At 41.2% G+C, this 16,182-nt stretch carries 12 protein-coding genes; 3 read left to right on the plus strand and 9 right to left on the minus strand.

The features are described from left to right. Nucleotide 1 precedes the first annotated feature (1 nt). The 5 genes from Q4574_RS05635 to Q4574_RS05655 form a co-directional block, all read right to left on the minus strand. Complete coding sequence (locus Q4574_RS05635; protein WP_303472444.1) at nt 2-679, minus strand: TIGR00153 family protein; 678 nt, start codon at nt 677-679, stop codon at nt 2-4. A gap of 194 nt (nt 680-873) precedes the next feature. After that, nucleotides 874-1,551: a phosphate signaling complex protein PhoU gene (gene phoU / locus Q4574_RS05640; RefSeq protein ID WP_303472446.1), complete on the minus strand. Its 678-nt coding sequence runs from the start codon at nt 1,549-1,551 to the stop codon at nt 874-876. A gap of 12 nt (nt 1,552-1,563) precedes the next feature. Beyond that, nucleotides 1,564-2,370: a phosphate ABC transporter ATP-binding protein PstB gene (gene pstB / locus Q4574_RS05645; protein ID WP_303472448.1), complete on the minus strand. Its 807-nt coding sequence runs from the start codon at nt 2,368-2,370 to the stop codon at nt 1,564-1,566. 13 nt (nt 2,371-2,383) lie between these two features. Beyond that, nucleotides 2,384-3,943, minus strand: a complete 1,560-nt coding sequence (gene pstA, locus Q4574_RS05650) for a phosphate ABC transporter permease PstA (RefSeq protein WP_303472450.1) — start codon at nt 3,941-3,943, stop codon at nt 2,384-2,386. Next, the gene (locus tag Q4574_RS05655) at nt 3,936-6,098 is read right to left on the minus strand and encodes an ABC transporter permease subunit (RefSeq protein WP_303472452.1); all 2,163 of its coding nucleotides are present in this window, start codon (nt 6,096-6,098) and stop codon (nt 3,936-3,938) included. Before Q4574_RS05655 ends, pstA begins: the two co-directional genes overlap by 8 nt. A gap of 246 nt (nt 6,099-6,344) precedes the next feature. On the opposite strand from Q4574_RS05655, the gene Q4574_RS05660 reads away from it, so the two are divergent. From Q4574_RS05660 to ppx, 3 genes are all read left to right on the plus strand, one after another. After that, entirely contained in the window at nt 6,345-6,848 is a 504-nt protein-coding gene (locus Q4574_RS05660; RefSeq protein ID WP_303472453.1) for a glycine cleavage system protein R, read from the plus strand. Between the two features lie 96 nt (nt 6,849-6,944). Then, nucleotides 6,945-9,008, plus strand: a complete 2,064-nt coding sequence (gene ppk1, locus Q4574_RS05665; RefSeq protein WP_303472455.1) for a polyphosphate kinase 1 — start codon at nt 6,945-6,947, stop codon at nt 9,006-9,008. A 44-nt stretch (nt 9,009-9,052) separates the two neighbouring features. Further along, nucleotides 9,053-10,579 (plus strand): exopolyphosphatase, encoded by a 1,527-nt coding sequence (gene ppx / locus Q4574_RS05670; protein ID WP_303472457.1) that lies wholly within the window; start codon nt 9,053-9,055, stop codon nt 10,577-10,579. Between the two features lie 87 nt (nt 10,580-10,666). Here ppx and Q4574_RS05675 read toward each other — a convergent pair whose 3' ends face one another. From Q4574_RS05675 to tkt, 4 genes are all read right to left on the minus strand, one after another. After that, the gene (locus tag Q4574_RS05675) at nt 10,667-11,566 is read right to left on the minus strand and encodes a fructose bisphosphate aldolase (protein ID WP_303472459.1); all 900 of its coding nucleotides are present in this window, start codon (nt 11,564-11,566) and stop codon (nt 10,667-10,669) included. Between the two features lie 93 nt (nt 11,567-11,659). Then, entirely contained in the window at nt 11,660-12,838 is a 1,179-nt protein-coding gene (locus tag Q4574_RS05680; RefSeq protein ID WP_303472460.1) for a phosphoglycerate kinase, read from the minus strand. Nucleotides 12,839-12,918: 80 nt separating this feature from the next. After that, entirely contained in the window at nt 12,919-13,926 is a 1,008-nt protein-coding gene (epd, locus tag Q4574_RS05685) for an erythrose-4-phosphate dehydrogenase (RefSeq protein ID WP_303472462.1), read from the minus strand. Nucleotides 13,927-14,036: 110 nt separating this feature from the next. Next, nucleotides 14,037-16,028 carry a transketolase gene (gene tkt, locus Q4574_RS05690; protein ID WP_303472464.1) on the minus strand — a complete coding sequence of 664 codons (1,992 nt, stop codon included), beginning with the start codon at nt 16,026-16,028 and terminating at the stop codon, nt 14,037-14,039. Nucleotides 16,029-16,182 lie beyond the last annotated feature (154 nt).

Below are 16,182 nucleotides of genomic sequence, written 5' to 3' on the forward strand. Positions count from 1 at the left end.
TTTATCCTGCTAACATCAATTCAAGTCGAGCACCGACTCGTTCTGCGGTATCGGCTAAACCACCGACTAATTCAATGATGTTGTATAAGAACATAACATCGACAGGATTCATTTCAGATTCCAATTTCATTAAAGAACTACGCATGTTTATTTGCATACTGTCAGTTTCATCTTCAATTTCATCTAGTTGGGATATCATTCTTTCAACTAAATCGACTTCCCTACCTTTAAAACCCGCTTCCAATAATTCATCTAATTCATTGATGACATTTTTAGCTTGAGATGAAGCATCAAGACACCTAAGCAGATAAGCATTAAATGACTCCTGTAATGATTCGGGGATCTGTAATTGACGACCTATAATGCGACCAGAAATATCCTTTGCTTTATTGGCCAATTTATCTTGCTGAGTTATCAGTGCAAGTATGTCTTGACGTTGAATGGGCATAAACAAACCTGTCGGTAAGTTTGTTCTCAATTCACGTTTGACCTTGTCTGCCTGTTTTTCCAGTTGAGATATTTGTTGTTGCACATCCTCTGCGCGAGTCCAATCACATTCATAAACATGTTTAAAAAATACAGCGAGCAATTGAGTACACTGATCGACTAGATCAATGTGATCTTCAATCGGCTTCAGTGGCGATTTGGCAAAAACACCAAGAAATGAGTTTGTTGACATTATGTATCTCTAAAATAATCGGTTAGCCAATCCAGAAGCCTGAATCATACGCGAAAGACTAACCTGTTTATATGACATTTTTATGACCCCGCTGAAACCCTTTGAATAAAAGGGTTTATAGAAAAATCACAAAATCGAATGCGCTTAAAAAAAGCACTATTTACGCTAAAAAAACGACTCTCAATACCCTCTATTTAGATGTCGCGGTTAGCTGAGCCTTCCACCAAAAATATAACGTATTCACAGACATTCTTGCACCTATCTCCAATACGCTCAAATGAGCGCAAGGCCCAAAGGACCTCCAACCAATTTTCAAGTTCATCGGAATGTTGTTGCATTTCTAAAATAGTAATACTGAGTAAGTCTTTGTACTGGGCATCTATTGATTCATCATTTTCATACGTTTTCTGCGCAGCCATTATATCCAAGCGTGCAAACGCATCTAAGGTATCTTTAAGCATTTCTAATACATGTTCACCAATATTCAACATACTCGACTTGAGTGTCTCCGAGTCAGGTACATTAGAATGAGAGATCAGTTTTGCTACCCGTTCTATTTCATCTCCCATGCGTTCAATATCGGCAGTTGCTTTGGCTATCGTCATAATTAAGCGCAAATCACTAGCCGTTGGGTGACGTCGAGCAATAATTCGCATGCATTCTTCATCAATCTGAATTTCCATGGAATTAATTTCTTTATCATTAATTACCACTTTTTCAGCTAAACCAGCATTATTTGTTTTTAAGGCATGCAAAGTATCATTTAGTTGCTGCTCTAACAGGCCTCCCATAGTCAGCACTGAGTTCTTGAGATCTTCAAGTTCCTTGTTAAAACCAACAGAGATATGGGTATTGATTTCTATGTAAGCCATTTAGCGTGGTTCCTACCCGTAACGTCCGGTTATATAAGACTCTGTTTGCTTGCGTTTAGGCATTGTGAACAAACTATCACTGTCAGAGTATTCAATAACCTTACCTTCATGGATGAACGCAGTATAGTCAGATACCCTTGCAGCCTGCTGCATATTATGGGTGACTATAATAACAGTGTGTTGCTTCTTCAGTTGATTAAGCAATTCTTCAATATGTAATGTTGCTAATGGGTCAAGTGCTGAAGTGGGTTCGTCAAGCAAAAGGATCTCAGGTTTTAACGCTAAAGCACGAGCGATTACCATACGTTGTTGTTGACCGCCTGAAAGGGTTAACGCCGATTCAAATAAACGGTCGCGAACTTCTTTCCAAAGTCCGGTTTCACGTAATGCCTGCTCAACTGCGTCATCAAGTTTTCTTCGTTCATGGACACCTTGTAACTTCAAACCATAGGACACATTTTCAAAAATTGACATGGGAAACGGATTGGGTTTCTGAAATACCATGCCAACACGAGTACGCAAAGTCGCAACATTTTGTTTACGATGGTAGATATCACTACCAGAAATTATCACCTGACCAGATACTTCACACCCGTGCAATAAATCGTTCATTCGGTTGAAACAGCTAATTAAGCTAGATTTTCCACAGCCGCTTTGACCGATCAGTGCGGTCACCTGATTTTTAGGGATTAACATATTGATGTCTTCGAGCACTCGTTTCTCACCAAAACGCAAATTGAGTTGCTTCACCTCAATGGCGGTTTGCTCTGGTGATAAATTATTGACATCTAATTTGTCATGTTCAAATAACTTTAACATGTATTCCTGTACTCTAATTCTGTGTATATTGTTTACGCAGCCGATTACGAATAAAGATAGCGATTAAGTTTAAACTCAACACCATTAACAGTAACAACATGCAACAGGCAAATATAAATGAAGAGCCATTACCAATATTTTGACTATGGAATGCACCGTCATATATTAGTACACCTAGGTGCATAAATTGGCGTTGTAAATGGAAAAAGGGAAATTCCCCGTCTACGGGTAACGCAGGCGCGAACTTCACAGCACCAATTAACATCAAAGGTGCGACTTCCCCGGCCCCACGGGCCATTGCGAGTATGACACCAGTCATGATCCCTGGACTCGCAATAGGCAAAATCATCTTAAAAATCGTTTCAGCTTGTGTTGCTCCAAGGGCATAACTGCCATCGCGCAACGACTGAGGCACCCGTCGTAAACCTTCTTCTGTGGCAACTATGACAACGGGCAAGGTCAAAATAGCCATTGTTAGTGACGCCCAAAATATCCCCGGGGCGCCGAACGTTGCCGCGGGAAGTTCGTTGGAGAAGAGTAACTTGTCAATATTTGCCCCAACCACGTATACAAAAAAACCTAAACCAAAAACACCGTACACAATGGAAGGTACCCCTGCCAAATTATTCACCGAAATACGAATAAGGGCCGTCATTTTATTGCGCGGAGCATATTCATGCAAATACACTGCGGCTAGCACGCCAAATGGAGTAACGAATAACGTCATTAACAGCACCATCACAATAGTACCAAATAACGCAGGGAAAACCCCGCCTGAGGTATTGTTCAATTTTGGTGAGTCGCTAATAAAAGAGGCAAATGCAGCAAACGAGGAAGCAAGCTTATCTTTCAGGCTCATGGCATTTGGAGTGCGCAACTCGCGAATATCCTGAAGATTTATTGAATAAGTACTGCCATCAGCAAATGCCACTGTGAGTGCATAACCTGTGAGGATTCCCTCCACATCCTTAAGGGCATCCTGCAATTCATAAAACCGTTTAGCTAACTTTACGCGGGCTGGAGCATCAGACTTAACCCCCCGCTGATCCAAACTGGCTAGAGCTCGATGGATATCAGCCAATTCGCCTTGACGAATTAATTCAACAGATGCAATTAATTGATTAATTTCCCCTTGAACACTATCAAACTTTTCCAAGCCTAAAGTATTGCCCGATGCATCCATTATTGATAAAAATTGAGCAATCACTGTCCCGCCGTTTTTTAATTCAACCACTACCACATCGGGGATCTCTTCAATACTGATAATACTTGATTTTTTAAGGGTCAACTGGCCACTGAATAGTTGTTGTACAGAAGAATAGCGGTAATGCATAATCTCTTCACCAACACGCATTGTTTTGGCATCCAACTTTACAAACTGAGTCTGATAATTTCCATCAGGTTGTTGGTAAATAATAGTTTGAATATTTTGCGGCCAAAAAAAGCCTCCACCTCGAATAAAAATAAAAAACGACAGTGCGATTAAAACTAACACTAAAAAGCCTGCCACCGCTGCGGTAAAGCTGGTTGCCACTGATTGTTTTTGGTCGAGATTAAACTTCCAATTAGCCATGTTGATAGTTCTTCCTCAACCACTGTCGAAGTAACTCTGCAAAGGTATTTAATACAAAGGTAAATAGAAATAGTACTAGAGCAGTTAAAAACAGAATTTGGTAATGACTGTTACCCACTTCTGATTCTGGCATTTCAATGGCTAAGTTAGCGGTTAGGGTGCGTAAACCAGATAACAAATTCCAATCAGCAACGGGGGTATTTCCAGTGACCATCAGAACGATCATGGTTTCCCCAAAGGCCCTGCCTAACCCTAAAGCGATGGCACTTAAAATACCTGGATACGCCAAAATCAACACCACTTTACGGAGAGTTTGTAGCCGCGTAGCCCCCAAAGCGGAAGATGCTTGTTTGAGACTATCGGGCACTTCATAAATCGCATCTTCAGCGAGCGAATAAATGCTAGGCACTATGGCTATTCCTAATGCCAACGCAACAACAAGGGTATTTTTATTAATATTTTCTAAACTATCTATTGGTAACCACCAATGTCCTTGAAGATTAGTGCTTACCATCGACAAGACGTCCGTAATCGAATAAACAAAAAAACCTAAGCCAATGAGTAAAACACTCGCAATGGGCAACTCCCACCCTTGTTTAAAGCGCTGTGGCAAACGTTCCACCAATGGTTGATGTAAAAGGGCAAACAAAACCAAAACCAGGGGTAATAACAAAACAAAAAGCAACAATGACAAGATAAATTGTTCTGCTAAGGGCGCTAACCAAATCGCAGCAATAAAGCCCAGAACCACAGAAGGGATAGCTTCGAGCACTTCGATACTCGGCTTAATCCAATTACGTAACCTTGGTGGTGCGAAAAAACCGGTATACATGGCTGCACACACAGCCAAGGGAACTGCAATTAGTAATGCCAAAAAAGAGGCTTTTAAACTGCCAATGACCAAGGGAACTAAACTAAATTTAGTTTCGTGATAATCCGCTGCCGAGGTCGTTTGCCATACATAATCAGGTTTAGGATAGCCCTCATACGTATTTTTCCCCCACAAAGATTGCATGGTATTTACCGCAGAAATGGACTCAACTTCCCATACATGAATGGTGTTATCCGTCGCCGAATACAAAATGTTCTGGCTTAATGAGACATGATTGTTGATATCGTTTGTGAATACATCGCTAACCTGCTCACCAGTGACATAATTGATGACCTTTAATTGATGTTTATTATCAACGATAAAGGCCGCATTCTCGGATTGGTGAATTAAAATTTGTTGCGGTTGATGTTCAATCACAATCGAGTACATGGGTTCAAAGACTAATTGCCCTTTGGAGTTCACTATGCTCCATTTTTGCAGTGTTTTATCCCGTAAACTAATAAACAATGAACGTTGGCTAGGAAATACATTCAATGAACTAATGGCATCCTCAAAAGCGATACGATTTAAGCGGCCAGTGGCGATATCATGGGTAACCAGTTTACTATCAGCCACATACACAAATTTACCAATTCGTGGTAGTAATTTAAGGTGCCGCGCACGTTCAACGTTGACCACATCAATTTTATTTTTGCTGCGTCTATCAATATTATAGACCTTCCAGCTTTTACCCTGTTGCACTGAAAGCATGATAGTGTTGTTGCTAAGTTGAAAGTCAAATTGATTGGTCGCAATTAGGTGGTTTATCTCGGTGACCGCTAACGACATCTCCAACTCAGGAAATAGCTGTTTATCTACTTGATTGAGCTTTTCGATCCGTAAAATGCCAGAATGACTTAATATGGCCAGATAGAGCTGACCATCAAAGAACTTAACTTTGATTTGGTCAGTGCATAACAATGGCATAATTTTACTTTTTCTTAAGCTGGCATTTGGCGTTTCTGCTGATTGAGAATAAAAATTTATTCGGCAATCTTGATCTTGGGTGATGATGGGTACCGCATTCACCACATCTCCCATATACAAAATCCGTTCATTGGGGGAAATAGCATATTGGTGTGTTTGCGTAATGCTGACATCACGAGTCAATGGCAACACTTGAATAAGCAATTGCCAAAGTAATAACCCGAGCGTTAGCAAAACCAACCATCCTGACGTTGCGATAGCTCCAGCAACCAGACGGTTTTTAATTTTTCTTAAACGGGCGACTTTCACCGTTTGGGTGTTGCTAGACGATGATTCATCAACTGATGATTGACTCACAAAACTAACCCTACTTTTAAAATTGTGCCTAGTGTAATGGATATCTGCAAACAGGCAAGTGACAATCTTTTTAGTCGGGACACGTTAGAATGATGAATCTATGTTTAAAATATGCCTATCTACACAATGATTAATTTACGAATTATCATATGATTAGGCTATGATGTTAGTACAACTGAAAATTAGACCTATCGGGGATAACCCTGAAGGTATAACTCTAAAATAGTTAAGTCGAAGGGGATTGCAATGAAACCGATAATTTTAACCCTAATCGGAAAAGATAAACCAGGGCTAGTAGTATCACTCGCGCAAAAAGTTTATTCCTTAGGAGGGAATTGGTTAGCTAGTAACTTTTCCTATATGGCGGGTCACTTTGCAGGTTTTGTCGAGGTCGATATCCCTGTTGAAAATCATGACACCCTAATCGACTTCTTACAAAAACATCCCGACCTCACCATCCATTCGGTCAGTGCTGACAACGAAACTGATGATAAACCTGATATCGTGGAAATTGACATTATGGGCAATGACAAGCCCGGCATTGTGCAAGAGCTGACATCAACCTTGAACCGATTTAATATCAATATCATTAAGTTTGAATCCAGTTGTCAAAGCGCGCCTAATTGGGGCAGTTTATTGTTTAAGGCCCATGCCGTTGTGGCTATTCCTTCGGGTTTCCAGCTAGATGAACTTTCCGAGGCACTTGAAGATATTGCCAACGATTTGATTGTTGATGTTGATTTACGTTAGTAATTTACAATGAAATTACACAATTTAACAAAACTGTCATACAAACAATGGAACATTCCATCCTATTGAAAACGCGCGAGAAAAATCAGGTAACTAATGTATCCAGAACAAATCTATTATCCAAAAGAACTCAGTTGGCTTTCATTTAACGAACGAGTATTGCAAGAAGCCGCCGATCAACATAACCCAATCGTTGAGAGAATCCGTTTCTTGGGCATCTATTCAAGCAATATGGATGAGTTTTATCGGGTTAGAGTAGCCGAAGTAAAGCGCCTAATTTATATCCATCTAGAGGAAGGGAACGAAAAAGCGGCGGAAAATACCAAGGTGTTGATGGAACAGATTCAAAACAAAGTGGTAGATCTAACGGACAGTTTTGAAAAAGTATACGATGATGTTGTGCATGGGCTAAAGCGTTACAACATTTACATTGTAGATAAAAACCAACTCACGCCATACCAACACGAGTGGCTCACCAACTATTTTAAAAATAAGATATTACGGCATATAGCGCCAATTTTACTGCACAAAAAAGTAAATCTAGTTGACCGTTTAAACGACTTTGGTACCTATTTATATGTGGCAATTTATAAAAAAGACCGGGCAACTAAATACGCGACCATCGAGTTGCCCACAGAAGCCATGTCCCGTTTTATTCAAATTCCGCCAGAAAAAAGCCGAAAAAAGAAACATATCATACTCATTGACGATGTTATTCAACTCTGCTTAAGCATTGTTTTTAAAGGTTTTATTGAATTTGATGAATTGGAAGCCTATTCGTTTAAAGTAACCCGAGACTCAGAATATTCAATTAACGATGAGATTGATGAAAGCTTCGTAGAAAAAATGTCTGAAAGCATGAAACAGCGCTTAATTGCTGAGCCGGTTAGGGTTATATACGATGCTGATATGCCCGAAGAAATGCTTAAAAATCTAAAGAAGCGACTAAAAATAAGTTCCTTTGATAGTTTGATTGCCGGCGGAGCCTATCGAAACTTCAAAGACTTTATCGGTTTCCCGAATGTGGGTAGAAGTTATTTAGAAAACCCACCGCTACCCGCGATTAATACCCATTTATTTACTGATTTCGACACCGCATTTGATGCCATCAAGCACAAAGATATTTTACTTTACTACCCCTACCATCGATTTCTACATTTTACCGAGTTTGTTCGCCAAGCGGCGTTTGACCCGAGCGTAAAACATATCCGCCTTAATATTTACCGAGTAGCCAATAAATCGCGAATTGTGAATTCACTTATTGATGCAGTAGACAACGGTAAAACTGTGACTGTGGTGGTTGAACTGCGAGCCCGTTTTGATGAAGAAGCCAACATTGAATGGTCTAAAACCATGACAGATGCAGGGATTCGTGTGGTGTTAGGTTCTCCTTCTTTTAAAATTCACAGTAAATTATGTGTTGTCAGTCGTGAAGAAAAAGGTGAGTTAGTTCATTATTCCCATTTCGGAACGGGTAACTTTAATGAAAAGACCGCCAAAATTTATACCGACTTTAGTCTTTTTACCCGTAATCAAGAGTTAGCTCAAGAGGCCATATGGGTATTTGATTTAATTCAACTACCTTACCGCCGTAATAAATTTCAGCACCTTCAGGTATCCCCGCTGAATGCACGTACCAAAATCCAAATTTTAGTACGCCAAGAAATACAAAATGCCAATGAAGGGTTGCCATCGGGCATCATATTAAAAGTGAATAACCTTGTTGACCAACAGTTAATTGATGACCTTTACCGGGCCAGTCAAGCTGGCGTAAAAGTGAAAGCCATAGTGCGTGGCATGTGCTCCCTTATCCCTAACATACCGGGGGTCAGTGAAAACATTTCTATTATTAGTATTGTCGATCGTTTCTTAGAACATCCTCGAGTGACGGTTTTCACCAATGGTGGGAAACCCAAAGTGTATATATCCTCTGCCGATTGGATGGCAAGAAATATGGATAACCGTATCGAAGTGGGTTGTCCTATTTATGATGACGATTTAAAGCAGCAAATTATTCATATTCTCGAACTTCAACTTAAAGATACTATTAAAGCGCGGGTAATTGATGCAGAGCAAACCAATAACTATGTGAAACGTGGAAATCGAAAAAAATTGCGCTCGCAAGTTGAAATATACCACTATCTTAAATCACTAGAATAATACACTATATTGGAAAGTGAACGGGTTAAGGAACCTTTGAATACATGTCTGAATTAAGCGAAGCCTTTAGTAATATTGAAGCACGCCCTACAACCCAAGTTGCGGCCCTAGATATTGGCTCCAATAGTTTTCATTTGGTGGTCGCACGTATTGTTGCCGGTAGTGTTCAGATATTACATCGCGTTAAGCAGAAAGTGCGTTTGGCTGATGGTTTAGATAAGCATAACCGATTGTCAGACGAAGCCATGCAAAGAGGCTTAGACACCTTGCAGATTATTGCGGAAAGTCTTAAAGGCTTTGAGCCAGACACAGTTAGAATTGTTGCCACTTACACCCTGCGAAAAGCCAAAAATGCCAAAGAGTTTATTCAGGCGGCCAAACAAATTTTACCTTATCCAATTGAAGTTATATCCGGCATTGAAGAAGCCCGTTTAATTTATTCAGGTGTGGCACATACGGTTCAAAATGATGGCCAAAGGCTAGTGGTAGATATTGGCGGAGGTTCAACTGAATTTATCATTGGCGAAGGTTTTGAAAGCAAAATCATGCGCAGTTTACAGATGGGCTGTGTGAGTTATACAAAACGTTTTTTTGCCAATGGCTCTCTTTCTTCCGGGGCGTTCAAAAAAGCGGTTACCGCCGCACAGCAAGAGCTGGAATTGATAGATGCAAAATACATAAAACTAGGTTGGCGGCACTGTATAGGCACCTCGGGTACAATTAAAGCGATAGTGCTATTAGCCCAATCTTTAGATGATGCCAATCCAGAGGGCTTTGTATCGCTGGACGATCTAAAAGCATTGCGCGATAAATGTATATCTGCCGGCCATATAAAAGACCTAAAATTAGCGGTCACCGAAGACCGAGTTCCAGTTTTAGCAGCCGGCATTTCCATTTTAATTGGCATCTTCAAAAGTTTAAAAATAACCACAATGGAATATTCTGCAGCTGCGTTGCGAGAAGGCGTGCTCTACGAAATGGAAGAGCAATTGGCCCATCACGATATCCGTGAACGCACAGCGCAAAGTCTAGCGACTCGTTATGATGTAGATGTGGACCAGGCCAAACGTGTGCATGTAACCACATTAGCCGTTTACAACCAATGTAAAAAGGCCTGGAAAATTGGCGGTCAACAGTATCGCAACTTACTGAGTTGGGCTGCGCTGCTACATGAAGTGGGTTTACAAATAAATTCTCGAGGGGTTCAGCGCCATTCTGGTTACATATTACAAAACGTGGACTTACACGGCTTTAACCAAGAACAACAGGTTCTGCTGTCTGTGTTAACCCGATTTCACCGCAAAAAACTTCGCCCAGACGAACTACCTGAGTTTTGGCAATTTGATTCGGAAGTGGTAAAAAAGCTGATTGTCATTTTACGCTTAGGTGTGCTGTTAAATATCAAGCGACAAGATGATTTTCTGCCTGATTTTGCAGTTGTAGTTGATGACAAATCGATACAAATAACCTTCCCTGAACAATGGTTATTGCACAAACCAATCATCAGTGCAGATTTAGCCCGAGAAGCTGAATACCTCAGCGTATTGAACTATAAACTGGCCTTTTCCTAGTCAATTTCTTAAATCTTTTCAGATGTACTAGCCAGAAAATAAAAAAGCCGAACAAAGGTCCGGCTTGATTAGCTATTGACACTAAAATTAGGTAATAGAAGCTTGATAGATACTTTCGATAGAAGCATCCAATGTATCTTCAAACTCTTGATCAGAAAGTTGCGCGAATAAACCTTCTGAAAGCGCTCGTGAAAAACTAGCAATAATACCTTTGTTTGCAGTTAAACGACTGTTGGCTTCTTCTCTTGAATAGCCGCCAGATAAAGCAACAACTTTCAGTACACGAGGGTGCTCAATCAATTCGGTATAAAAACCATTCACTTCGGGCAAAGTCAGTTTTAACATTACATTTTGGGTATCTGGAAGAGCATCAAGTTGCGTTAAAATTTCAGCTTTAAGCAAAGATTCCGCGGCTTCTTTATCAACAGCATGAATATCAACTTCTGGCTCGATAATAGGAATAAGCCCTTTCGCCAATATTTGTTTACCTACTAGGAATTGCTGTTCAATTACCGCTTTAATACCAGCAGGGTTAGCAGATTTCACCACTGAACGCATCTTGGTACCAAAGACATCTTTTGCGTTGGCTTTATCCAAAACCTGATCCAAGCCTGGCATCCCTTTCATTAACTGTACGCCATTCTCTTCCGCTTCCAACCCTTTATCCACTTTCAGAAAGGGAACAACTTGTTTTTCTTGCCACAAATATTGCGAACTAGCTTTGCCTTCAATATCTCTGTCTAGGGTATTTTCAAACAAAATAGCGCCTAATACTCGCTTACCATTAAACGCATTGCTGGTGATGATTCGAGTGCGCATTTCATGCACTTTATCGAACATCTCTTCGTCACCGTTATACTCATCTTCGGTTACACCATACAGCTTTAATGCTTTTGGGGTACTACCACCACTTTGATCCAAGGCCGCTATAAATCCATTATCGGACTCTATTTTTTTAAGCATGTCTAGTTGTGCTTGTGATGCCATTAGCAACACTCCTTTTTATTTGAGTAGTCTACAAAACTTTTATTGAGTGCTTCATTACACTTCTTGTTGTGAGAGTAAAAAAACTCTCGATTGTTACTCTTTTGCCCTTGCTTCCAACATTGCTACAGCAGGTAAAGTTTTGCCTTCTAAAAACTCCAAGAAAGCACCACCGCCTGTTGAAATATACGAAACTTGGTCAGATATACCATATTTGTCTACCGCTGCCAAAGTATCGCCACCACCGGCAATTGAAAAAGCACTACTTTGTGCAATTGCCAGAGAGATTGCTTTCGTTCCTTCACCGAATTGATCGAATTCAAAAACGCCAACTGGACCATTCCATACAATAGTGCCAGCTTGTCTAATTAAAGCGGCAAGTTGATTGGAAGTTTGAGGTCCAACATCAAAAATCATGTCTTCATCGCTGACCTGAGTCACGGCTTTCAGACTAGCTGATGCGCTTTCGGAAAACTCAGTCCCCGTCACCACGTCTACGGGTACAGGAATATTGCCACCATTATCCGCTGCTGTCTGCATTAAACGCTTGGCTTCAGGGATTAAATCTTCTTCATACAAGGATTTACCCACATTATGCCCTTGAGCTGCGATAAAAGTATTGGCAATGCCGCCACCAACGATAAGTTGATCAACTTTACCAGAAAGTGATTCTAAAACCGTTAATTTTGTTGAAACTTTAGATCCACCCACAATGGCTAACATAGGTCTAGCTGGGTTATCTAACGCTTTACCTAAGGCATCTAACTCGTTAGTTAGAAGAGGGCCAGCACAAGCTACAGGGGCAAATTTACCTGCACCATGGGTTGATGCTTGCGCTCTATGTGCCGTGCCAAACGCATCCATAACATAAACGTCACACAAGGCTGCATACTGTTTTGATAGCGTTTCGTCGTCTTTTTTCTCACCCACATTAAAGCGCACGTTTTCTAATACAACGACTTCGCCTGTTGCCACTTCAAGGCCATTCAAATAATCGGTTGCTAATCTGACTGGGCAATCAAGGTGCTCGTTTAAATAATTGACAACAGGCTGCAATGAATACTGAGGATCAACTTCACCTTCGGTGGGTCTGCCTAGATGAGACATCACCATCACCTTTGCACCTTTTTCCAGGGCTAGCTTAATTGTTGGCAAGGCCGCTTTAATGCGCGCATCTGAGGTCACTTTGCCGTCTTTTACCGGCACATTGAGATCTTCGCGTATTAACACGCGTTTATCTGTGAGAGTTAAATCAGCCATACTGAGTATCGACATATTGCTTCCTTTAATCTTGCTTTTATGGATAGTTAATCTTTCAAATCATTAAGTATATTAGTTAATAATTACATTATTGTTTAGACACGAAACATAGCTTGCGCTGTATCTAACATTCGATTTGCAAACCCCCACTCATTGTCACACCAAACCAAGGTTTTCACTAATTGCTTATGGCTCACTCTGGTTTGCGTGCCGTCTACGATACAAGAGTGTGGGTCGTGATTGAAGTCTACTGATACCAACGGTTCTTCAGTGTAACTCAATATTCCATTTAATCTGCCCTGACCTGCTTGTTTCAATACCTGATTAATATCGTCTATCGAGACTTTTTTATCTACAGTTACACTTAAATCCATTGCGGTTACATTAATTGTAGGCACTCTGACCGCGATGGCTTCAAATTTTCCGGCAAATTTAGGCAAAATGCGCTCAATACCTGCAGCTAATCGGGTATCAACGGGAATAATGGATTGGCTTGCGGCACGAGTTCGGCGCAAATCAGTATGATAAGCATCAATAACTTGTTGATCGTGCATTGAGGAATGAATGGTAGTGATTGTGCCACTCAGTACATCAAATGCATTATCCAACACTTGGATCACAGGCACAATACAGTTTGTAGTGCAGGAACCATTGGATACGATTCGGTCGTCTTGTTGCAACAAATCATCATTGACACCATAAATAACAGTGGCATCCATATCGGGTGTTGACGGATGGGAGAAGAGTACCTTTTTAGCGCCCTGAGCTATATGAATTTCAGCGTCGGCCCTGTCGTTATGCACACCTGTGCATTCCAATACCAAATCAACACCGAGTTCAGCCCAAGGTAACTTGTCTAAAGTGGGAAACTGTAATAATTGAATACTGTCGTTAGCCACATTTAAACAATCACCATCCAACGAGACAGGAAAGCCGAATCGACCATGGGCAGTATCATATTTTAATAAATGAGCAATGCCTTCGGGATTGGCAATCTCATTTATTGCAACAATTTTGATTTGTTCATATCGAGCGGTTTCGTAAAGTGCTCGCAATACATTCCGACCTATTCGTCCAAAGCCATTTATTGCAATTCGTATCATGTCACTCTTAATACATAAACGAACACACTCTAAAGAGAGTGTGTTCTTCTTTAGTCATAGGATAACTCTTATCAAATCGGATATGAGTCATCCTAGTTTATTGCCATCAATTACAGTGAGTTAGCCGTTTCGACAATCGCGTCTGCGGTAAAACCAAAGTATTTTAGCAAGGCACCACCTGGAGCTGACTCACCAAACGTTGTCATACCAACAACTTTGCCATCAAATCCAACGTATTTGTACCAAAAATCAACGTGGGCAGCTTCAACAGCCACTCGTTTTGTTACGCTACGGGGTAATACTGACTCACGATAGTCTGCATCTTGCGCATCAAATACATTAGTACTTGGCATGGAAACCACTCGCACAGCCTTGCCTTGAGCCGTCAATTTTGCTGCTGCTTCAACAGTGATTGCCATTTCAGAGCCGGTTGCAATTAGGATGATCTCAGGTGTTCCATCGCAATCAAGTAAAACATAACCACCTTTCGCAATATCAGCTAATTGCTGCTCATTGCGGGCTTGTGCAGGCAAACCTTGACGACTGAATACTAGGGCACTTGGGCCATCAGTGCGTTCTATCGACGCTTTCCAAGCCACTGCCGTTTCAGCCCCATCACAAGGTCTCCAGGTGGTCAGGTTTGGCGTCATACGCAAATTGGCAACTTGTTCAATAGGCTGATGGGTTGGGCCATCTTCACCTTGACCAATTGAGTCATGGGTGTAAACAAAAATATTCGGAACTCCCATCAACGCAGACATACGCACAGCATTGCGGGCATATTCCATAAACATAAGGAAAGTAGCACCGTAGGTTCTAAAACCACCATGCAGCCCAATACCGTTCATGATTGCGCTCATACCAAATTCACGCACACCGTAGAAAATATAGTTGCCGCTAGCATCATCTGCGGTAATGCCTTTTGAACCGGACCATAGAGTCAAGTTGGAACCCGCTAAATCAGCGGAACCACCTACCACTTCTGGCAATAAACTTGCAAAAGCTTCAATGGCATTTTGCGAAGACTTACGACTGGCCACATTTTCAGATTTTTCTTGAGTCTGCTTAATATACGCTGCGGCTTTTTCGCTAAAATCTGCGGGTAACTCACCGTTAAGACGACGGGTAAACTCACTAGCCAACTCCGGATGCGCGTCTGCGTACTGCGCGAACGTATCATTCCACTGTTGCTCTAGTTCAAGTCCACTTTGTTTAGCATCCCATTGGGCATAAATATCTTCAGGAATAACAAAAGGAGCATGATTCCAGTTAAGTTCTTTACGAGTTGCTTCAACTTCGTCAAGACCTAAAGGTGAACCATGACTATCGTGGCTACCTGATTTATTCGGAGAACCAAATCCTATTACCGTCTTACAGCAAATCATGGTGGGTTTTGTCGTTTCAGCTTTAGCAGCTTCAATCGCCGCCTTGATTGCAACAGGATCATGACCATCTACATCAGCAATAACCTGCCACCCGTATGATTCAAAACGAGCTGGCGTATCATCCGTAAACCAACCTTCTACTTCGCCGTCAATGGAAATACCGTTATCATCCCAAAAAGCGATCAACTTACCTAAACCTAAAGTACCAGCAAGCGAACAGGTTTCATGGGAAATGCCTTCCATCAAACAACCATCACCTAGAAAGCAATAAGTAAAGTGATCAACGATATCAAATTCAGGTTGATTAAATTGGGCTGCTAACATTTTCTCAGCAATTGCCATACCCACAGCGTTACTGATACCTTGGCCTAAAGGGCCAGTAGTGGTTTCAACACCGGGAGCATAACCATACTCTGGGTGACCTGGGGTTCTTGAATGCAATTGGCGGAAGTTTTTCAATTCTTCAATGGGTAAGTCATATCCAGTTAGATGTAACAATGAATAGATCAACATCGAACCATGACCATTGGACAGAACAAACCTATCACGGTTAGCCCATTTAGGGTTAGCTGGGTTGTGGTGCATAAAATCACTCCACAATACTTGCGCAATATCAGCCATTCCCATTGGTGCTCCGGGGTGGCCTGAATTAGCTTGTTGTACTGCATCCATAGATAAAGCGCGAATGGCGTTGGCTAGTTCTCGACGTGAAGGCATGTTGTCTCCTGCTATAAATAAGTGCCTAAAAGCATGCTCAACATCTAATTATCTTAGCTAAGACATTGATTGATTTGCTTGTATTCGTGTTGGGTGCAACATTTTCCACCAGCCATCGACGAACTGCAACGCTTATTCATTATTGATTATGCTT

Source organism: Aliiglaciecola sp. 3_MG-2023 (genome assembly GCF_030548205.1).
GTDB lineage: Bacteria > Pseudomonadota > Gammaproteobacteria > Enterobacterales > Alteromonadaceae > Aliiglaciecola.